The following is a 19,758-nucleotide window of genomic DNA, read 5'->3' on the forward strand; positions in this document are numbered from 1 at the left end:
GGATTCAAACATGGCCTGGAAAAACCTTTCACAAACTTCACTGGCGGATGCCTTCATTTGTTCGCATCCCGCACTCAATGAACTCGATGAGATTGATAACCTTATTGACTGGTCAGCCTGTGAAGCCTTAATGGTGAATATTCACAGCAACCCCATGGGCGATCGTGCCTATCCACCCTTGCTCATGTTTAAAATCCTCCTGTTACAGACCTGGTACAACCTCAGTGATCCCGCCTGTGAAAAACAACTCGCCCGCGATTTATTGTTTCGCCGTTTTGTTCAACTCAGCCTCACCGATCAAGTGCCCGATCACAGCACGCTTTGGCGCTTTCGCAATCGCCCACAAACCGAAGGCCTGTTTGACCGCCTACTTGAGAACATCAATGACCAACTGCGCCAACAAGGCTTGATCATGAAAACCGGTGAAGCCAGTATCATTGATGCCAGTGTGATCCAAGCCAAAAACAACCGCCCCAACAAAAACGCGCAAGGCGAAAATACCCAAGATGCTGAGGCCAGCTACAACGTTAAAACCACCTCCGATGGTACACGAAAAACCACCTACGGCTTCAAAGCCCATATCAATGTTGATGAAGACGTCTTTATCAAAAAACACGACGTCACCACCGGTTCCAGTCATTACTCACATACGTTTGAAACCCTGTTAACCGGACAAGAAAAAGTCGTCTATAACCTAAAGGTCACAAGTGCCTACAAAAGCCCAGCGCACGATACACTGCTCAAAAAAAGAAAGATCAAAAACAACATCCTGCACCGTGCTTACCGTAACACACCCTTAACCGTACACCAAAAGCAACTCAACCGCTTCGCCTCTGAAGTGCGCTACATCGTAGAGCGCACCTTTGGGATATTAAAACAACACTACGGCATGGCACAAGCCCGCTATAACGGGTTAGCACGTAGTGCCGCAAAACTGACATTGATGTGTATCAGCTACAACCTAAAACGGGCGGCTGTAATAAAACAGCGCTAAGGCGCAAGGGGTGGGTGTATCCAAAAAACAGGTTACACCCACAAAAAACCAACAAAACGCCCCTAACCGGGCCTAAAAAGGACCAAAATGCAAAATACATGTTCAAAAAAGTCGAATTTGGAAGTTTAACTTGGAGAATAGGTTAGTTTTGCAAAGGACTCTACAAGGCTAAATTATATGAGAGAATTATGGATACATGCGGGGATGCCAAAAAGTGGTTCTTCAGCATTACAGGTTTTTTTAGCGAAGAATAGTGAAAAGCTTAAAGCAGAGGATTTAGATTATATTGAGCTTTCTGATATTAATGATGCTAAAAATGGGCAAATATCCTCTGGCAATGCCGCTTTATTTGCAAGATCCTTGTTAAATGAAAATCATGAAGCTTTTTATAATGATACCGATGATTTACAGAGTAAACTTTATTTATTGATCTCTAATTCATCATCTGAAAAAATATTGTTATCTTCTGAATTTTTTGCTGTCGTTCCACCAAATAAAATTGAAAAACTTAAAAATGATTTACTAAAAAAAAATATAGTTTTAAAGTTTATATATTATGTTAGAAGACAAGATCAGTTTTTGATGTCCTCTTACATGCAGCGAGTTAAACGTCATGGCTGCACAGACTATCCAGAAGATTACATCTTAAGTAATTATAAAAACATTCACTTCCTGAAATATTATGGTTATGCAAATTTGTATGTTGATGTGCTTGGTCGTGAAAATTTATACGCATTTATCTATGAAAGCACTAATAAACATCCCAAAGGTCTTGTTGGTCATTTTGTAGAGAAAATTTTAGGTTTTTGTCCTGATTGGATAACTGTACAAAAATCTGTCAATACTAGCCCTTCACCTCTCGAAGTAAAGTTTATATTATCAAGTAATAGCTATAACCCGAGAATGATGTTTACTGATTTCATCATAGAAGACAGCATATTAAAAGGTCGATCTGCAGAATATATAAACCATAATATTGTCTCTAATGAGGTTGTGAGGGAAGTTATTAACTATTTTAATGAACAAAATAAAAAATTCTGTGAAGAATTTACTGAGAATGACGTTTTTCCAGAAGCGGAAGTAAGGGATTTTGTAAATCTGAAAGAACTAATTTTTTCCAGTGAAGAGTTAATGGAGATTGTTGCTGGATTGCTGGTTAGATATGATAAAAGACTTAGTAGATTAGAGAGTAATTAAATGAAAAAACAAATACTGGTACATATAGGTGATGCCAAGACAGGTACTTCATCAATTCAGAATTATTTAACTTTCAATCGACAAGTTTTATTGGAAAACGATATTTTGTATGCAAATACTGGATTGTTGGCGGCTAATGGTATTGCAAATCACAAATTGGCTTTTTGTTTAAATTTGGCACGAAAAGAATATCATGATCAAAAACAAACTTTATATACTGAGCTGTATCAAGAAATAAGTCAAACTAAATGCCATACAATAATTATTAGTTCAGAAGGATTTTCTTCATTAAGAACGCTAAAAGATATTACTTCTTTGAAAGAACTTTTATTAGACTACAATGTTAAAATTTTTGCTTATTTAAGAAGACCAGATCTTTGGGTTGAATCATGGTATTCACAAATAGTTAAAAATCACCCCTTTATAACTAAAACATTTGAAGAGTACTTTAAAAATCATCAAGAGCCATCTATTAAAACTATTTTGAACTATTCAGAAGTTTTTGGTTGTGAAAATATGATAGTTAGACCTTTTGAAATAGATAAATTACATAATAAAAACCTGATTGATGATTTTTTTAATTCTATTGGATTTGATAAAATTGGGATGTGTGTTGATGATATCAACAAATCACCAAATATTTATATCACAGAATTGTTAAGAACTTTAAATGAACAAATTAAAATTAATGATAAAAAAAGAATAGCTTTAAATGAATATCTTATTAACAATATAAAATTAGACTCAGATGAGGCGAAATATTATTTTTCCCGGAAAGAAAGAGCTTTATTTTTAGAAAAGTTTACAAAGGAAATTTTCGAAATTAACAAATTATTCAGTTCAGGAGATGATTTTTTTGATATGAATCTAGCTCAATATAAAGAACATAAAACTGAATTTGATTTAAATGATTTATATTTCAATTTTAAATCGAATGATTTAATTAGTATATTGAACAATACTGCCGTGTAGGGTGAAAAAGATGAAACAGTATGCAATACTTGGTAATTGCCAGATTATTTCTATAGGTACATATCTAAATTCTTCAGAGTCTTTTACTTCCATGTATAAACAAGTTTATATTCCACCTGTTCATACAGTGGATAAAAACAAGGATGCCCATTTATTAGACATTTTCAAAAGTATCGATTTATTGATTTACCAACCTGTTGTAGATGAAGAAAGATTTGGACTATTTACAAGTGAAAATATCAAAAATCTTATTAAAAAAGAAGCTAAAGCAATCTGTGTCCCGTCTATGTACTATGGTGGCTATTTTCCTACAATAGAAAGTGTTGAAGGAATCGAGGGAACTTTAAGAGGTGTTCATGATTTTGTAATTATTTCTGCTTTTTTGAAAAAATATTCAGTTAAAAAGACTGTAGAGCTTTTAACTAAAGATTTTATACTGGATAAATGTGCTATAAATAAACTTCACATGGAATCAATTAATGCCCTAAAAAATAGAGAGCAAAAGTTTAATGTAGATATTAGAATTTCCTCATTTATTGAAGAAAACTTTTCAAAATTAAAACTCTTTCATACTTTTAACCATCCTTCTGTTCCCATGATTCAGTTTGTTTGTGAGAAAATTCTTAGCATACTTAGTCTTAATTATGACTGTACTGAGGATATTGATTATTTAGATTTTATACAGGCACCCATATATCCTGCCATCAATAATGCATTAGGACTAAATTTTCAGCAGCACACAGTTCGAGATCATAGAGTCATAGATATAGAAGAATTGGTGAAAAGTGATTTTTTGATTTATAGTAATAGCGATAAAAACTTGCTTCAGAATAAGCTAAAAATTAAAAAAAAGTTTTTATTTAACTATTTTGAGCTTTGATAGTATGAAAAGTAGTAATATCGCGGATTTTTCGTTCGTTGGCGTTTTTGGGTTGCGTATTCGAAAAGCCTTCAAATTTTTTAGGTGTCGTGTTTGTTGAACCTGCGTTAGCGAAAACCCGTCGTGAAACTTTTCGCATTATTAAACAAGCTTTTGAGGCAAGCGGTAATGTGATTGAGGCACAACGGTTTTATGCTCATGAAATGGAGGCTTATCGGCGCGAGTTGGCGGTTGATAAAAATGCTAAAACTTCTGAGAAATGGCTGCTCGGTTTCCCTGTACGTCAACATAATGTTGAGCCAGTTGATTTTAAGATAACATATAAATCAGGGCGCATTAGGAGGCCGTTATGCCAAAACCCATTACCCTTGTTAATCCAAAGATTGAACCGAAGATTGAGCCTAATTCCGTGCTGGAAAAACGTTCTCGCCGTGTGTTTAGCACCGAGTACAAGCTCTCTATTCTACAACAAGCTGATGCCTGTAAACATGGCGAGTTAGGCACATTACTGCGCCGTGAAAAACTCTATTCCAATCAGTTGGCGCAATGGCGTCGTGAGTTTGCCGAGCAAGGTGTCAACGGCTTAGCTAAATCTAAACCCGGCCCAGTGCCGTCTAAAACTCCGGAGCAAAAGCGTATTGAGCAGTTAGAAAAAGAAAATGCTGGCCTTCTCAAACAGATTGCCGTCAAGGACGGCTGCCTTTTACTCCAAAAAAAAGCCTTGGCACTGATCGAAGCACTCGAACAGCAGAGCTAGCCAGTATGATAGTCGATCAACCCTTACCGCCATATGTATCTCAACGTTTAGCGGCAGAAGCGTTGGCGCTGTGTCGCAATACGTTGCGCCGACACATCAAAGCACACACCTTCTGCGGACCGAGGTTGCCGCCGGGTCATCGGCGCGGTGGGTCTGTTCAACCTAAGGCGTTGAGTGAAGTCGAGCGCCAGCACGTGATCGACACGCTGACCGGTGAGACCTTCTGTAATCAACCACCGGTACAAGTGTTCCATCAGCTATTGGAGCAAGGAGAATACCTGTGTTCGGTGAGTACGATGCATCGTCTATTGCGTGCAAATGAACTTAACGGTGAGCGTCGCGCACAACGTCCGCCCCAATCGCACAGTGTACCCAGATTACGTGCCGATGCGCCTAATCAAGTGTGGACCTGGGACATTGCTAAACTGTCCACCCGAAAGCGAGGCGAATATCTCTCGCTGTATGTGGTGATGGACCTCTTTAGCCGCTACATTGTAGCCTGGATGCTCTCGCGCAAGGAAAACAGCGCATTGTCATCGCAATTGATTGAAGAGGCGGTGCAACGTTACCAGATTGCCCCCAACAGCTTAACGTTACACCAAGACCGCGGTACACCGATGACGGCACATTGTTATCTCGATTTACTTGGAGAGTTAGCGATAACCGCCTCACACAGCCGCCCCAGAGTGAGTAATGACAATCCGATGAGCGAGGCGCAGTTTAAAACGCTGAAGTATCAGCTGGACTATCCGCGCCGGTTCGATGATTATGACCATGCCATGCGCTGGAGCCAAGACTATGTGAGTTGGTATAACCATCAACATCACCACAGCAGTCTGGCGGGGTTCACGCCCTATCAAGTGTTTAGTGGTGATTACAAGCAAATCGCAACAATACGCCAACAGGCATTAGATGATGCGTTTGCAAAACATCCGCAACGGTTTAGCCAAGGTCGCCCCTTGGTCAAATTGACGCCAGCGGAAGTGTTTATTAACCCGATACCCGAGGAGGCGGATCAACAAACTATTGAAACGGGTGTGAACTTCCCGACCCTGCCAAGGGTGAAGCAAAAAGCAATTTAATTTTTAAAGAACTGGTTCAATATATGTTGACACGTTCCGGTTTTAATCGTTTGGTATCCAATCATGGGCAGAGTTATTGGCGACCGATTGTATGGATATTGGTTGCGATTGCGCTGTTGCAGTTTCTTAAAATGGCGCAAGAGAAAGCTTGGTTATACGCGTTTTGTGAGCCTTGCAATCCTTGTTTTGCAGCGGTAAGTGGTGCGTTAAATGGGATGGTTAGCAATTTACCGTTATTTAAGCATTTGGCGATTGAGGGCATTGAGTTTTTGAGTTTATTAATCGGTTTGTTGATGTCGGCGTTTGTTTGGCAGGCGTTAGTGGCTTTTCGCCGTTACGCAAAGCGGTGAGGCTTTTGAACCAGGCCTGGTTCAAAGCCAACAAAACGTGATTTGTGGCATAATACGCCAACAACTTTAAAGTGAAAAACAGCAAGGACTTACCCATGGAAAAAGCAAAATTCTGTTTTATTAAAGGCTTAGCCCATATTGAGGTTTGGCCAACGGGTAGCTATCGTCAATACATGCCAAAAGGCAGTGTCACAGCGCGGTTAAACGGACATTGGTTACAAGTTGGCAAGTATCTAAATACCGCTGTAACGCAATACGATCGTCAAAAGGCCAATCAAAAATGAACGCGAATCGCGAATTAGAAGCAGACAACCCTGTGCAAGAAAGTCAGTTAGTCACTTTAGTGGATGAGCTAGAGCAGGGTGGTTTAACACGGAGCCACCAATTCAACTGGCCCATTTACTCAAAAACGCCCCCGCATCCGTTGTGATGACTGCAACCCATCATCAAAGTTTTTCGGGGCCGATTCCTCCGCCGGAGCGGCTTGCTAAATATCCAGAAGATGCACGTAAACTCATATTGGATATGGCGCAAAAAGAACAGAACCATGCACACAATATGAACCAAGCAGCACTCACCGGGGCTATTCACAAAGACCGATTGGGGCAGTATATTGGCGGAACGATTGCAATAGTCGGTTTGGTTGCGGCGGCATGGATTGCGCAATACAGCGCGGTGGCCGCTGGCATTATTGCCACGCTTGATTTGTTTGGCATGGTGGCGTTGTTTGTCGCGCCAAGATTATTAGAAAACCGTAACAACAGCGAACAGCATGAATAACTCAGTTGAAAACTGTCACACGCCAAGAGCCAATTGGCTGATTGTGTCCGGTGGCGATCAACAAGAACTTCGCGGGGTGTTTGCCGCGCGGGATTTAGCCAAATACTTTGAAGGCGGCATCTTCGGCAGCCCCGAAACCAAAATGAGGGGAGCGTTATGTTGCAGACTTTAGAAGCCGTTATTACGCAAAGCTTCTTATGGCGACGGTAAGGCTTTAGAGCAGAAAATTCAAGCAAACCGTAACCTTTGGAACGACTAAATGCGTTGCTTGGGCGTGGGAGTTATCTAAATAATGTTAAGGATTTGATGTGGTGAGAAAAAAACGGGGTAAATCTGCTGGTAAGGTGTCGCAGTCACTAAGTCAATCTGTGTCGGTGCGTTCGGTCCCTGAGGTTTCGGTGATGGTGTCGAGGGATTCGGATTTGTTGGTGCGTGCGCGTTTGCATTGGCAGTTGGGCGAATGGGCTGAGTTGGCAGATTTATCGTTTGATAAAGTCGATAACGATAGCGCGCGCGCAGAAATGGCGATGTTGTTCGCCGCTGCATTGGGGCAGTTGGGCAAGGCGCAACAAGCCCAAAGTTGGGCGCAGCAGGCGTTGGAGTGGGGGGCGGATAGAACGAGCGTGGCGCGGGTGTTAATCAGCGGTACGTTAAATTCTTTGGCGAAAGCCCATGCGGTGCGGGCGGATTCGGTGGATGAGCAAACCAAGGCGCTGGAGCATTTTAATCAGTCGGCGCAGTTGGGGTTGGGCGCGCATTCGGTAGCAGGCCTGGTGAAGGCGCGTGTACAGAATCAGTTGCAGTCGATTGAATCGCAGATTGACCCGCGTAATGCATTGATGGCGCGATTATCGGAATTGTTGCATCTAGGTTCACGCGAACTTAAAACGGACTTGAGCACATGGCGGGCGCACCCTTTGCCGGATGTGGCGTTGCATTATGTTTGGGATGAAGGGCGGGGCATTTGGTTGCGCGAGGCGGCGCAGGGCTTTGGGTATTCTGACGGTGATGCGGTCGAAGAGCGGATTTTTGCCGCCGTGCAGGCGTGTGACGATGTGAGTTTGTATTCTAAAGACTTGTTAGCGCATCAAACGGATTGGGCGAGTACTTATCATTTAACCTTTGACCGGGTGAATGTGTTGCGCCCATTTGCACAACGTTTGGCGGGTTCGTCGGTTTTGGAGTTGGGTTGCGGCTGCGGGGCGATTACACGTTATTTGGGTGAGTTGGGTGCGAAGGTGATGGCGGTGGAAGGCAGTGTGCGCCGGGCATCAATTGCGGCATCACGTTGTCGGGATTTGGACAATGTGACTGTGGTGTCAGATAAGTTACAGGATGTGCCGTTTGAAGCTACGTTCGATGTGGTGACTTTGATTGGTGTGTTGGAATATTCGCGCGTGTATGTTGAGGGGCTGGATCCGATTCAAACGGTGTTGGCGCAGGCGCGGCGTTATTTAAAACCCGGCGGGATTTTAATTGTCGCGATTGAAAATCAATTGGGGTTAAAGTATTTTGCCGGTGCGCCTGAGGATCATGGCGTGGGGGTGATGGCCGGAGTGAACGATGCGTATCGTGAGGATACGGTGGTTACGTTTGGTCATAAAGAGTTAAGCGGACGTTTATCGCAGGCGGGGTTTGCGCAGGTGGATACGTTTTTGCCGTTTCCGGATTATAAAATGCCGTCGTTGATGCTGCATCCGTTGGCGTTGGAGCTTGATCTGCCTGAGTGGGATTTGGCGAGTTTGTTGCGTACTGTGGTGAGCTTTGAACGCCAGCCGTGGCAAAATCATCTATTTTCTTTGGAGCAGGCCTGGCCGTTAGTAGCACGTAATGGGTTGCTGGCGGATTTGGCGAATTCTTTTGTGCTGGTTGGGCATTATGCTCAGAGCAGTGCGCTATCTGACTCGAATGTGTTGGCGAGTTATTATTCGCCTAAGCGCACGGGCGAGTACAGTCAGCAGATTGAGTTTTGTGTAGCACCCGAGTCGGGTGAGTTGGCGGTACGCCGGCGTTCGATGGCCGATACGCGTGCGATGTTGGCAGCGAGCACGGCGCAATGGGAGCCTTATATTGCAGCGGTGAATCATGGCGATAGGATTCATCAGGTTGTACAGCGTCCCAAGTGGGCGTTGGCGGATTTGGTGGCTTGGGCTCGGGTATGGCTGAATGCCTTGCGCGTGCAGTGTGTCGCGCCGGATGATAGGGCTTTGGCGCTGGGCTGGCAGGAGTATAGCGAGTGGTTGCCGGGCGAGTTTTTGGATGCGGTTGCTCGTAATTTGTTGATTAAAGTGAATGGCGAGGCGGTGTTTATCGATTTGGAATGGCACGAGCGCCATGCGTTGCCTTTGAAGTTGGTGGTGTACCGTGGCTTGTTGATTAGTTTTGCTAGCTTAACCAGTATTGAGTCACCGGAAGATTCCGCGCTGTTGGATAAGGCGACTTTGATTGCGCAGATCATGCAGGCGTTTGGTATGGTGATGACGGATGTGGATTATGCGCGTTTTATGCCGATTATTGATGGCTTGGCGCGGCGCGCGCAAGGTTTGCCATTGGCGGTACACCCGATTCAAAAGCCTTACGATAGCGGTAAGTTCAAGTTGCGCGATGTGTTGAGCCGTACGGCTGTGGCGCGCTCAACCTTGACATTGTATTGGCGCACGCCTGAAGAAGGTTTTAATGAAAATAACACGGTGAAGCGTAATTATGATTTGAATGGCGCGCTGATTAGGTTTGAGTTGGCTTTGCCAAACGAGACGTTGGGGATTAATCGGTTGCGTTTGGATATCGCGGGGCGTACCGGCTGTTTCTTTGTACGTGCATTACGTATTTTGGATGCAGCGGGTTCGGTGTTGTGGGATTGGGGCTTAGAGTTGCGGCGTTTAAGTAAGATCGGACAGTTAGAGATCGCGGTGATGCCGGGTCTTAACCAGGCCTGCATGGTGAGCACAGGCAACGACCCGCAGTTTGAAATGGATTTGCCCGAAGATTTACTGCCGATGCTTTCCGGTGCTAGGGTAGAGATTGAGTTTAGCGCGCTGGTGGTTTGAGGTTTAACTCTAGCGAGGCGATTGCCGTATTTTATTGAACGCGATTCACGGCATTATGAAGCGCATTAAAGCCAAGGGCATTGATGTTGTGGTGTATGAACCGGTGCTGACCGAATAAGGTGAAACTGATCTGGTCTAATAGCAATGGACACTTTTATTAGAGACAATAGATATTGTCGAACTAGGAGTGATCATGATTGAAAAGAGAACTTATAAAACCTACAGCGATGAGTTTAAAAAAGAAGCCGTCGCTTTAGTGACTGAGCAAGGATATAGTGTAGCTGAAGCTGCTCAATCCTTAGGGGTTAGAACCAATTTGCTTTACAAGTGGAAAGACAAGCTAGAATCGCAAGCCAAAGGGATTGTGCTTGATCCAGATGAGCGAGCTGAACTTAAAAAGCTACGTGCTGAAAACAAGCGTTTAAAGGTTGAAAAAGAAATCTTAAAAAAAGCTTCGGCCCTTCTGGCACAAGACATCCTGTTGGATTTGAACTCATGGAAAAAACGGCCTAAGAAAGGAATTACGCCCGAAGAACTCGAGCTACAAGGAATGGCTAAGCGGTTATTTAAAGACAGTCGGCAAAGTCTTGGCTCACGTGAGCTCGCTAAAGCCCTACAAAAAAACGGTTTTCCAATCAGTCGTGAAAAAACGCGTCGACTAATGAAAACACTAGGCTTGGTTGTGACGCAGCGACGGGCCTACAAGGTTACAACAAAACGAAACCTTACACATCGTGTGGCAGACAACCTGATTAAGATGGACTTTAATCCCACTAGGATTAATCAAGTTTGGGCGGGTGACATCACCTACTTAAAGACCCCTCAAGGTTGGTTGTACTTGAGTATTGTGATGGATCTTTACTCACGCCGTATTATTGGCTGGGCGCTCAGTGAGCGCATGACGGTGGAGTTGGTCATGAAATCGTTACAGCAAGCCTATCCGCGTGCTGGTTTTGGGAAATATCAGTCCGGCTAAAGGTGGGTATTTAATTGAGTCGATCGCAAATGAGATGGGTGATTCTATTGAACTTTACATTCTTGGAATCTATCTCCTTTGTTAAGCTTGCCGCCTTCGGTTAAAGCGCTTGGCGCGTATCGCCGTGAAGACTTGGCAGATTTAATTGCTGATATTAAACCTAATATTGGCGTGGTGTTGTCTATTTGGCCGGAGACCTGGTGCCATACCTTAACCGAGTATTTGGCGCATGGTGTGTCTGTGGTAGCGAGTCCACAGGGTGCGGTGGGTGTGCGGTTGGCGGAAAGTGGGGCGGTATTGGATTGGCAGCAAGGTGTCGGTAAGCAACAAACCACAGAATGGATGGCCAAGCAGTATTGGCAGATGTATGAGCAGGCCTGGCAGCCTTTGCGTGTGTTATTTCGGATCAATTAAAATTCCAAGTTAAAAGGATTTGTTTTGTCTAGAACATTATTTATTCATATCGGTATGCATAAAACGGGAACCTCCTCGATACAGGAAACTCTGTTTAGGTACTTAACCGTGGGTAAGTTTGTATATGCCCCAATGGGGGAGGCAAACCATAGTGTACCGATGATGGCTTTGTTTTGTCAGCAACCTCAGCATCATCATATTTACCGAAAAAAACAGATGAGTCTGGAGGCTATTAAAGAGGAAGCAAAGCGTATTAAGACGCGGTTGATCGATAGCTTTGCACTTAATACTGAAGCTGATTATATTATTTCAGGAGAAGGGCTTATACGTTTATCGACTGTTGAATTACAAGAAATGAAAGCCTTCTTTTCTCAATATTTTGATAGGTTTTTTATTTGTGGATATGTGCGCGAACCAATTAGTTATATGGAGAGTGATTTCCAACAACGGATAAAAGGCGGATTGGATCGTTTTGTTATTCATGGACCGCAGTACCATAATCGGTTTGAAAAATTTGACCAAGTTTTTGGAAAAGAGGCTTTGCATTTATGGTTGTTTAATCCGAAAGATTTTATGAATAACTGTGTGGTTCAAGATTTTTGTAACCGTTTGGGGGTTGAGATAAAGCCTGAACAGGTTGTTGTTTCTAACGATGGGTTATCATTTCCTGCGGTTTCTCTTTTGTATACCGCGCGACGTTATGGGTTTGATTATGGTGTGGGCACAAGAATGATGCTAGCTAACCAGCGAATGATTGCTTTATTGAAACAATTAAAGGGACCAAAGTTGCGTTTTAGTGGTGCGTTAGTTGATTCGTTGTGGTCCGAACATCAAGAGGATATTGATTGGATCATCTTACGCACTGGATTCGAGTTTAAAAAACCAACAAACGCTTGTAGAGATTGCTCAATAAGTTCTGAAGAAGACTTATTGACGATAAATCCATTGGTGCTTGCGGAGTGGATGGGCTTAGTGAGAGATGAGTTGGCTAAGCAAAAAAATGCCTCCGCTAAGCAAAAAAATGCCTCCGCTTTCCCCGTATCCTCGGTTGAGCTTGTTTGGAAGCCCCATAGCCTAAGCATGTTGTTTACCATTGCAAGGCTGGAGAAAAGTGCGGGCGGTTGCTATTGGCAAGTGTTTCGTAAGACGGCTGCGCGCTTAAAGCGAAGAGGATGGGCATCGGCCTATTCCTCTTTGTGTATCGAGTATAATTTAGTGTTAAATGGGCATGTTAAACAGTTAATTGAGTCGAGATAAATATCAGAGTTTTCGCTGTTAAGTTAATCTATTTTTTTTGAGTTATTAATTTTATGGGATAAATTTATAATTCCTGGCCCTGTTGGGCGATGTTCTATCGCTTTTGTTATTAAACGCTCTGCATGCTTTATATCACCTCGAGTAAAGCATATTTGAGCGATATCTCTGTAAAAGTCAGCCATCATATATTTGGGCATTTTTTCGAGCTGCTGATCTGAAAACCATGTGTCTATACTTGTGAATTGGTTGATATCATAGTTAAACATCTCGGCAAGCTTGAGTACTTCATAGCTGTTATTATTTTGGTTTAGGGTTGCTTTCAAGCAGGTATGGACATAGTCATAAAGCATGGGTTTGTTTTTTTTCAATCTTTTCATAATAGCTAAGACTTGATTGTGTAATTTTCTCTGATCAATGACTTGCTTTTTATTTTCTTTTTGTACTGTTAGAAAGTTGGGATTGATTTCGGTTAAGTAGTCGGATTTTATACGCTGATTACTGTCTGCAAATTTTTCTTTGAGTTGATTAAAAAGTGCGGAGTCTATTCTATCTTTTAAATTAAAACGTTCTTTTGCATTTTGGTCTGATGTTTCTTGCAAGAACCAGTCTATTTCAAAATTTAGTTTGTTATTTTGTGGGTCTAGAATAAAGTTAAACATACGCTTTAATTCTAGTGCAGCAAGGCAGTAACTTTGGTTTATTTGTGCATTATTAAACGTGAAGTATTCTTTTTGGGTCAACTCATCTATGCCGATCCCGTATAAAAAGACACTTTGAATAGGTTTTTTTTCAAATAGCTCCAAATCGTAGCCAAGAATAGTTATATGCTCCTTGCCAAAGCATTGAACCCATTTGGTAAAAACTTCTCCACTAAAAAAATCAGCTGGCCTCTCAAGTAAACCATTACAAAATGGTACAAGTCTGGCTGTGGCATAGTGCCTTTTTATGCCTTGATTGTAATTTGAGTAGATTGATTCTAGGGGGTCTCGAAAGAATGAAACGATTTTACACCGATGGTCTTTCAATATTTGCTTTAATTCAATGGGGCGATTAAATAAGGATTCTGCAGAGATTAATAGGATGCTTTTATTTTTTTTTGCTTCAGTTATAAAGTTTTGAAACGTTGTTTCAGCTTCGGTGATTTGATTATCAATTATTTGTTTTCCTATTATTGAATGTCCACCTGATATGCCATTTTGATCTAAACCATGATTAGGGTAGTAGTAGCCGAGTTTAAGGAGCGTTTTTTGATTTTCGAGTAAGTATTTTTGAATGGCTGAACTCCCCGTTTTTGGGGCGCCAATATGCACTATCACATCGTATTGGTCGATGATGGGTTCGATGTTGGGTAATTTAAATTTTTTATTTTTGTTACTTATCTTATCTTTGAGTGTTTTAAGATGTTCTAGTATCATTTGTTTGAACCGCGCTTATTCTTTTTTGGATGGTTTTAAGTTTTATGCTGTGTGGATTTTTATCCATTAGCTCTTTTTTTAGTAATGGTGCATTATAGCGTTTAATGAGCTCTTTAGCTAAATGATGGGTTGGGTTGAGGTTGAGGTCTTGGCCTTTTAGGAGTTTGATTAATAGTTTGAGGCTGGTTTTGGCCCAAGCTTTGGTTTGAGTTTGAGCTATGATCGCGAAGGCTTGTTGTGCTTTGTTGAGTTGTTGGTTATAAAGCGCATCAACAAGCAGGCCTGCTTGTTCAAGGGTTTGGGTTAGGCCGATTTCGTAGCGTTGGATAATCTGTTTTTTGTTTTCTAACGGCTCCACCTTTTGCCAGAAAGCCTGGAACGCGGGATGTTGGTGGGCGGTTGGTTTAAACAGCATAAAATAGCTTTGTAGGTGTTTTTGGTGTTCATAGCTGATTGTTTGACCATAGGCGTCCGCACTCGATTGTTCAAACTTTTGATAGATGTTTTTTATCGGGTAAATGGGGCCGTAAACCGAGTCATTGGCTAAGAGCAGGCGGTCAGATCCTGCTAGGTCCGCGTGGCGTAAACCAAGTTGGTAACTACAAAAATCGAGCCCTTGGTTTGGGCGCGTCAGGATCACATCGCACAGGTCTTTTAGTTTTTGTTTTTCATTCGGGTTAAGATTTGATGTTGAGACGAAAATAATTTTAGTGGCGATTTTTTTGAGCTCAGTCAAATAATAAATATCCGATTTTCGGATGTGGTGTTCAGCGCTGTAGTGTGCAAAAACCACTGTGAGCATTTCAGTGGTTTCTTAGTGTAAAGTTTTCATGCTCAAGCGTAAGGTTACGGTTGTAAGCAGGGTCGTGGTGGAGTGCGCTTTTCCATTTGGTTTTCATGAAGCTGACTTCACCGGCAAAGCGTTTGCGTTTTGCGCTGGTATTTTCGGCACCTCGGGAAATGGATTCATGATGATACAGTTCGGCCCAAGGAGTGAACAGGTTGCGGTAACCAGCTTCACGTACTTTAAGGCAAAAATCGACATCGTTAAACGCGACGGTGAGGTTGTGTTCATCGAGTCCGCCGACGTGTTTGTAAATCGATTTTTTTACAATTAAACAAGCAGCGGTTACCGCACTAAAGTTTTGTGTCAGATTAAGGCGGGTAAAGTAACCTGGATGCTTTTTACTGAAGTATTTATGGCTGTGTCCGGCTACGCCACCGATCCCTAGAATTACTCCGGCATGTTGTATGGTGTCGTTGGGATAATAAAGTTTAGCCCCTACGCAGCCTATTTCTGGGCGAACAGCCTGTGAAACCATTTCGTTTAGCCAGTCTGGGCTAATGACTTCTATATCGTTGTTGATCAAGCCAATAATTTCACCTTGTGCATGTTCAACTCCAAAATTGTTAATGGCTGAGTAATTGAATGGTTTGTCCCACTTAACTACGCGAATGTTTGGATGTTTGCTGCTTAGGGTTGTAAATAGGTTTTTAGTTTTTGTGCAGGTTGTTTGGTTGTCTAGGATGATGATTTCGTAGTGGGCATAGGTAGTTTTGTTGAGTATGGAATCTAGGCACATTTTTAAAATGTCATGGCCATTGCGCGTGGGTATTAATAGCGAAACCAGCGGTGCGGGGTTGGGAACTGGCCAGTTTATACGGTAGGTGTTTGCGTATACCCCTTTTATTACTGTGGCTTTGGTGTTTTGCTGCTGCAGGCTGTTTTGCAGGGCTTTTATACCCGCTTGGGTGGTGTAGTTTTTTGTGTCGGTGTTGTTTGCCGTTGAGCCTTGGTGGCTGCGCCAGTGATAGAGGATCCAGTGTATGTGAATAATATCTTTGGCCGCTAGACCTTGGGTGTAACGTAGCAGGAGGTCATGGTCTTGTGAACCTTCGTAACCGAGCCTAAAACCGCCGATCTGTTTTAGGCGGTCGGTTTGGTAGACAACTGGGTGACCTATGTAGTTTTGGCTCAAGAGCAGGTCCGGGTTCCAATCAGGTTTAAAGTGCGGGTTGTGGCGTTGGTTTTGTTCATCAACCTTGTCTTCGTCGGCGTAGATGAGTTTGGCGTCTGGTTGCTTGTTAAGTGTGTCTATAAAGAATGCAAGCGCATGCGGCGCAAGTAGGTCATCATGGTCGAGCAGCAATGTGTATTCGCCTGTTGCGTGTTCAAGGGCGTCGTTGCTGGCTTGGCTTATGTGACCATTTCGGTTGCGCTGTTTAAACAGGATACGGTTGTCTTGATTTTGTAGTGTTTTGATGACTTCGATGTGTTGTTTTTTGTTTGATGCGTCATCGACTATGATAAGTTGCCAGTTAGGGTAGGTTTGGACGATAACGGATTGAATGCATTGTGCAAGATGTTGTGGTTCTGTGTTGTATGCTGGTAATAAAATTGAAATAGTCGGATTATAACTGGGTGGTTTTAGGATGCCTTGGGTTTTTTTCAGTTTTGGATTTTCTACTGTTTCAATCCAGGTTTGATAGCATAAGTCACTGTTGCTGAGCGAGAAGGTTTGTGCATAGGCTTGAAGAGCCAATTCGCGTAGTTTTTCATTTGTCTGTTCGGCTTCGGTATTCAGTTTGTCTTTGATGTTTTTAATGGCCATGCCCGTATATTCTGGGTGGTGGTGTGCTAAGCGTTTGCATATTCTAAATAATGCATATTGGCTTGGTATCCGGCTTATGAGTAGGCGCTTAATCGAGAATTCGCCGGCGGTTTCTGTGGGGTCCAGTCGTAGTTTTTTTAGGTTTTTTTCAATGTATACGACACGCCCGGTGACTTTGCCCGGCATAAGCGGCAGCGCTATCGCGGCTTGTTCTGTGATCCCGTCACCATAGTCGGGGTAGAGCTTGGCTTGGTGATGATGCTTGTCTTCGTGCTCAATTTCAAGTTCGACTAGGTACCAGCCAACCGAAAGTTTCCGGCGTTTGAAGACGAATTGCGGGTCATTATCTTTTGCTTGCCAACAATTTGCTGCATTTTTGGTTAAGCCTGAAACAGGTTTTAGGGTTATTGGAAAGGTGGTTATGCGGCTAATCGCTTTAATAAGGCCTAGGAGTTTTTTTTTATGTTTTATAATCATTAAACCTTTACCAGTATCATATTAATCAGTAGATTTTACAGGACAAAAGCTTTTATGAATAGGTTGGCTTAGTGGTAAAATAAAAAATTAAGTTTTTATAAAGAATTCTTAAGCGTTTGGTTTGAACTGGTTTTATACGAGGCGTTTTTTGATTGGGAAAACGGTAGATCAAATTTTAGGTATAAAGAGAGTTATTTTGATGAATATAGATGAAAAGAAATTAACCCATCTCAAAAAGCTTGAGGCGGAAGCGGTTCATATTATGCGTGAAGTGGTGGCGGAGTTTGATAATCCGGCGATGCTTTACAGTGTGGGCAAAGATTCGTCGGTGATGTTGCATTTGGCGCAAAAGGCGTTTTATCCTGCACCACCGCCGTTTCCGTTGGTGCATGTCGATACCACCTGGAAGTTTCGCGAGATGATCGAATTTCGTAATCGTCGTGCCAAAGAGGTGGGAATGGATTTGTTGGTGCATATCAACCCCCAGGGTGTTGAGATGGATGTATCTCCGTTTACCCATGGTTCAGCGATGCATACCGATATTATGAAAACCCAAGGTTTGCGTCAGGCGTTAGATAAGTATGGTTTTGATGCGGTGTTTGGTGGCGCACGTCGTGATGAGGAAAAGTCTCGTGCGAAAGAGCGTATTTATTCATTCCGCGATAAAAACCACCGTTGGGATCCTAAAAATCAGCGCCCTGAGTTGTGGGATATTTATAACGGTAAACATAAGAAGGGTGAGTCTATTCGGATATTTCCGTTATCAAATTGGACCGAGTTGGATATCTGGCAGTATATTTATTTAGAAAACATTGAAATCCCGACGCTTTATTTTGCGAAAGAGCGCCCGGTGGTGGAATACGGCGGAACTAAAATTATGGTGGACGATGACCGGACACCAGCCGATTTACGTGCGACCGCTAAGATGGAAATGGTGCGTTTTAGAACCTTGGGTTGTTATCCTTTAACCGGTGCGGTGAATTCGACGGCGGCGACTTTGCCTGAGATTATTCAAGAAATGCTGTTAACTAAAGTGTCGGAGCGCCAAGGGCGTTTAATTGATCACGATGAAGCAGGTTCTATGGAAAAGAAAAAAATTGAGGGGTATTTCTAATGGCACATCAATCGGATTTAATTGCGCAGAATATTGAAGCCTATTTGCACCAGCACGAAAACAAAGAGTTATTGCGGTTTATTACGTGCGGCAGCGTGGATGATGGCAAGAGTACGTTGATCGGACGTTTGTTGCATGACAGTAAAATGATTTTTGAAGATCAGTTAGCGGCGATCAACAAGGATTCGAAAAAACATGGCACCACGGGCGAAGAAATCGATTTGGCGCTGTTGGTGGATGGGTTGCAATCTGAACGCGAACAGGGGATTACGATTGACGTAGCCTATCGGTTTTTTTCAACCGATAAACGCAAGTTTATTATTGCTGACACGCCGGGGCATGAGCAATATACGCGTAATATGGCTACCGGTGCATCGACTGCTGACTTGGCGATTATTTTGGTGGATGCCCGTTATGGTGTGCAAACCCAAACCAAGCGTCATTCGTTTATTACCAAATTGCTGGGCTTAAAGCATATTGTGGTGGCGATTAATAAAATGGATTTGGTGGATTATTCTGAAGCCCGTTTTAATGAGATTAAACAACAATACACTGAGTTTGCTCAACAGCTGGATATCCAAAACCCTATTTTTGTGCCCTTATCGGCTTTAAAGGGCGATAACGTGGTGAACCCGAGTGAGCATATGGCGTGGTACGCTGGCCAGCCTTTAATGGCGTTGTTGGATTCGATTGAAATTGGGGATGCAATTAACCATCAGGACTTTAGGTTGCCGGTGCAGTATGTTAACCGTCCGCATTTAAATTTCCGTGGTTTTTGTGGCACGATTGCGGCGGGCACGATTGCGGTGGGTGATGCGATAACGGTGTTGCCATCAGGCAAGTCATCCAGAGTGAAGCAGGTTTTGCAACCTGCGGTGAATGATGATTCGATGTCGGTTGCGGATGCATTTGCGCCCATGGCTGTCACGCTGACGCTTGAAGATGAAATTGATATTAGCCGTGGCGATGTGTTGGTGAAGTCAGGCGATTTAGCGCAGATTGCGAGTGATTTTGAAGTTAATTTGGTGTGGATGAATGAAGCGGCGATGCAACCGGGGCGCGATTATTTGATAAAGCGTGCGACGTCTGTGTGCTCTGGACGTTTTACTAAAATTGATTATCAGGTTGATGTTAATACTATGGAAAGGTCTGTTGTGGACCAGTTGGCGTTAAATCAGATTGGTCAGTGTCAGTTGCATTTAACCCAAGCGATGGCGTTTGATTCTTATAGTGACGTGAAGGGTACGGGGAGTTTTATCGTGATTGATAAATATACTCATGCGACTTTGGCAGCTGGGATGATTGTTAAGGCGGGCGATGTTTCTGAAGGGTCAGGCCGGGTTTATACTGATGCTGAAATGGCGTTGAATCAGTACGTTCGTCAGTATTTTCCTGAGTGGGGCTGTCGTTCTGTTGATGATACGGCTGGCTAGT

General features: G+C 42.9%; 20 protein-coding genes and 1 pseudogene. 18 read left to right on the forward strand and 3 right to left on the reverse strand.

What is annotated here, in order from left to right; genetic code table 11:
- Positions 1-10: 10 nt before the first annotated feature.
- The 16 genes and pseudogenes from JX580_RS05105 to JX580_RS05180 all read left to right on the forward strand — a co-directional run bounded on the left by JX580_RS05105 (position 11) and on the right by JX580_RS05180 (position 12,706).
- The gene (locus JX580_RS05105) at positions 11-994 is read left to right on the forward strand and encodes an IS5 family transposase (RefSeq protein WP_248851722.1); all 984 of its coding nucleotides are present in this window, start codon (positions 11-13) and stop codon (positions 992-994) included.
- 177 nt (positions 995-1,171) lie between these two features.
- On the forward strand, positions 1,172-2,191 hold the full coding sequence (locus JX580_RS05110) for a hypothetical protein (RefSeq protein ID WP_248851723.1): 1,020 nt from the start codon (positions 1,172-1,174) through the stop codon (positions 2,189-2,191).
- Positions 2,192-3,163 (forward strand): hypothetical protein, encoded by a 972-nt coding sequence (locus tag JX580_RS05115; protein ID WP_248851724.1) that lies wholly within the window; start codon positions 2,192-2,194, stop codon positions 3,161-3,163.
- Between the two features lie 10 nt (positions 3,164-3,173).
- Entirely contained in the window at positions 3,174-4,043 is an 870-nt protein-coding gene (locus JX580_RS05120) for a WcbI family polysaccharide biosynthesis putative acetyltransferase (RefSeq protein ID WP_248851725.1), read from the forward strand.
- Positions 4,044-4,392: 349 nt separating this feature from the next.
- A complete protein-coding gene (locus tag JX580_RS05125) occupies positions 4,393-4,800 on the forward strand; it encodes a transposase (RefSeq protein WP_248851726.1) in 408 nt (135 codons plus the stop codon).
- A 5-nt stretch (positions 4,801-4,805) separates the two neighbouring features.
- The gene (locus JX580_RS05130; RefSeq protein ID WP_248851727.1) at positions 4,806-5,882 is read left to right on the forward strand and encodes an IS3 family transposase; all 1,077 of its coding nucleotides are present in this window, start codon (positions 4,806-4,808) and stop codon (positions 5,880-5,882) included.
- Between the two features lie 23 nt (positions 5,883-5,905).
- On the forward strand, positions 5,906-6,232 hold the full coding sequence (locus JX580_RS05135) for a hypothetical protein (RefSeq protein WP_248851728.1): 327 nt from the start codon (positions 5,906-5,908) through the stop codon (positions 6,230-6,232).
- Between the two features lie 95 nt (positions 6,233-6,327).
- Positions 6,328-6,516 carry a hypothetical protein gene (locus JX580_RS05140; protein ID WP_248851729.1) on the forward strand — a complete coding sequence of 63 codons (189 nt, stop codon included), beginning with the start codon at positions 6,328-6,330 and terminating at the stop codon, positions 6,514-6,516.
- The gene (locus JX580_RS05145) at positions 6,513-6,662 is read left to right on the forward strand and encodes a hypothetical protein (protein ID WP_248851730.1); all 150 of its coding nucleotides are present in this window, start codon (positions 6,513-6,515) and stop codon (positions 6,660-6,662) included. The genes JX580_RS05140 and JX580_RS05145 overlap by 4 nt, the downstream gene beginning before the upstream one ends.
- Complete coding sequence (locus JX580_RS05150; protein ID WP_248851731.1) at positions 6,662-7,012, forward strand: DUF2335 domain-containing protein; 351 nt, start codon at positions 6,662-6,664, stop codon at positions 7,010-7,012. The genes JX580_RS05145 and JX580_RS05150 overlap by 1 nt, the downstream gene beginning before the upstream one ends.
- Complete coding sequence (locus JX580_RS05155; RefSeq protein ID WP_248851732.1) at positions 7,005-7,184, forward strand: hypothetical protein; 180 nt, start codon at positions 7,005-7,007, stop codon at positions 7,182-7,184. The genes JX580_RS05150 and JX580_RS05155 overlap by 8 nt, the downstream gene beginning before the upstream one ends.
- 139 nt (positions 7,185-7,323) lie before the next feature.
- Complete coding sequence (locus JX580_RS05160; RefSeq protein ID WP_248851733.1) at positions 7,324-10,059, forward strand: class I SAM-dependent methyltransferase; 2,736 nt, start codon at positions 7,324-7,326, stop codon at positions 10,057-10,059.
- 40 nt (positions 10,060-10,099) lie between these two features.
- Positions 10,100-10,174 (forward strand): annotated as a pseudogene (locus JX580_RS11980) (UDP-glucose 6-dehydrogenase); the annotation flags it as partial.
- Positions 10,175-10,252: 78 nt separating this feature from the next.
- Positions 10,253-11,035 (forward strand): IS3 family transposase, encoded by a 783-nt coding sequence (locus JX580_RS05170; RefSeq protein ID WP_248851734.1) that lies wholly within the window; start codon positions 10,253-10,255, stop codon positions 11,033-11,035.
- A 78-nt stretch (positions 11,036-11,113) separates the two neighbouring features.
- Positions 11,114-11,449, forward strand: a complete 336-nt coding sequence (locus JX580_RS05175; protein WP_248851735.1) for a hypothetical protein — start codon at positions 11,114-11,116, stop codon at positions 11,447-11,449.
- Positions 11,450-11,608: 159 nt separating this feature from the next.
- The gene (locus tag JX580_RS05180) at positions 11,609-12,706 is read left to right on the forward strand and encodes a hypothetical protein (protein ID WP_248851736.1); all 1,098 of its coding nucleotides are present in this window, start codon (positions 11,609-11,611) and stop codon (positions 12,704-12,706) included.
- Between the two features lie 23 nt (positions 12,707-12,729).
- Here the strand turns inward: JX580_RS05180 and JX580_RS05185 are convergent, their stop codons facing one another.
- From JX580_RS05185 to JX580_RS05195, 3 genes are read right to left on the reverse strand one after another with little or no spacing between them, the layout of a single operon-like run.
- The gene (locus JX580_RS05185) at positions 12,730-14,121 is read right to left on the reverse strand and encodes a hypothetical protein (RefSeq protein ID WP_248851737.1); all 1,392 of its coding nucleotides are present in this window, start codon (positions 14,119-14,121) and stop codon (positions 12,730-12,732) included.
- Positions 14,102-14,923, reverse strand: a complete 822-nt coding sequence (locus JX580_RS05190; RefSeq protein ID WP_248851738.1) for a rhamnan synthesis F family protein — start codon at positions 14,921-14,923, stop codon at positions 14,102-14,104. Before JX580_RS05190 ends, JX580_RS05185 begins: the two co-directional genes overlap by 20 nt.
- A 1-nt stretch (position 14,924) precedes the next feature.
- Positions 14,925-17,210 (reverse strand): glycosyltransferase family 2 protein, encoded by a 2,286-nt coding sequence (locus JX580_RS05195; protein ID WP_248851739.1) that lies wholly within the window; start codon positions 17,208-17,210, stop codon positions 14,925-14,927.
- A 199-nt stretch (positions 17,211-17,409) separates the two neighbouring features.
- On the opposite strand from JX580_RS05195, the gene cysD reads away from it, so the two are divergent.
- Together cysD and cysN are read left to right on the forward strand one after the other, a co-directional pair.
- Positions 17,410-18,324 (forward strand): sulfate adenylyltransferase subunit CysD, encoded by a 915-nt coding sequence (gene cysD / locus JX580_RS05200; RefSeq protein ID WP_283103607.1) that lies wholly within the window; start codon positions 17,410-17,412, stop codon positions 18,322-18,324.
- Positions 18,324-19,757, forward strand: a complete 1,434-nt coding sequence (gene cysN / locus JX580_RS05205; RefSeq protein WP_248851740.1) for a sulfate adenylyltransferase subunit CysN — start codon at positions 18,324-18,326, stop codon at positions 19,755-19,757. Before cysD ends, cysN begins: the two co-directional genes overlap by 1 nt.
- Position 19,758: the final 1 nt, after the last annotated feature.

It is taken from the genome of Thiomicrospira microaerophila (genome assembly GCF_023278225.1).
In the GTDB taxonomy this organism is placed as follows: Bacteria; Pseudomonadota; Gammaproteobacteria; order Thiomicrospirales; family Thiomicrospiraceae; genus Thiomicrospira; species Thiomicrospira microaerophila_A.

Bases quoted from the DNA above. Each gene is read 5' to 3' on its own strand.
- JX580_RS05105 (WP_248851722.1), top strand. From the start codon at position 11: ATGGCCTGGAAAAACCTTTCACAAACTTCACTGGCGGATGCCTTCATT.
- JX580_RS05110 (WP_248851723.1), top strand. From the start codon at position 1,172: ATGAGAGAATTATGGATACATGCGGGGATGCCAAAAAGTGGTTCTTCA.
- JX580_RS05115 (WP_248851724.1), top strand. From the start codon at position 2,192: ATGAAAAAACAAATACTGGTACATATAGGTGATGCCAAGACAGGTACT.
- JX580_RS05120 (WP_248851725.1), top strand. From the start codon at position 3,174: ATGAAACAGTATGCAATACTTGGTAATTGCCAGATTATTTCTATAGGT.
- JX580_RS05125 (WP_248851726.1), top strand. From the start codon at position 4,393: ATGCCAAAACCCATTACCCTTGTTAATCCAAAGATTGAACCGAAGATT.
- JX580_RS05130 (WP_248851727.1), top strand. From the start codon at position 4,806: ATGATAGTCGATCAACCCTTACCGCCATATGTATCTCAACGTTTAGCG.
- JX580_RS05135 (WP_248851728.1), top strand. From the start codon at position 5,906: ATGTTGACACGTTCCGGTTTTAATCGTTTGGTATCCAATCATGGGCAG.
- JX580_RS05140 (WP_248851729.1), top strand. From the start codon at position 6,328: ATGGAAAAAGCAAAATTCTGTTTTATTAAAGGCTTAGCCCATATTGAG.
- JX580_RS05145 (WP_248851730.1), top strand. From the start codon at position 6,513: ATGAACGCGAATCGCGAATTAGAAGCAGACAACCCTGTGCAAGAAAGT.
- JX580_RS05150 (WP_248851731.1), top strand. From the start codon at position 6,662: ATGACTGCAACCCATCATCAAAGTTTTTCGGGGCCGATTCCTCCGCCG.
- JX580_RS05155 (WP_248851732.1), top strand. From the start codon at position 7,005: ATGAATAACTCAGTTGAAAACTGTCACACGCCAAGAGCCAATTGGCTG.
- JX580_RS05170 (WP_248851734.1), top strand. From the start codon at position 10,253: ATGATTGAAAAGAGAACTTATAAAACCTACAGCGATGAGTTTAAAAAA.
- JX580_RS05180 (WP_248851736.1), top strand. From the start codon at position 11,609: ATGATGGCTTTGTTTTGTCAGCAACCTCAGCATCATCATATTTACCGA.
- JX580_RS05185 (WP_248851737.1), bottom strand. From the start codon at position 14,121: ATGATACTAGAACATCTTAAAACACTCAAAGATAAGATAAGTAACAAA.
- JX580_RS05190 (WP_248851738.1), bottom strand. From the start codon at position 14,923: ATGCTCACAGTGGTTTTTGCACACTACAGCGCTGAACACCACATCCGA.
- JX580_RS05195 (WP_248851739.1), bottom strand. From the start codon at position 17,210: ATGATTATAAAACATAAAAAAAAACTCCTAGGCCTTATTAAAGCGATT.
- cysD (WP_283103607.1), top strand. From the start codon at position 17,410: ATGAATATAGATGAAAAGAAATTAACCCATCTCAAAAAGCTTGAGGCG.
- cysN (WP_248851740.1), top strand. From the start codon at position 18,324: ATGGCACATCAATCGGATTTAATTGCGCAGAATATTGAAGCCTATTTG.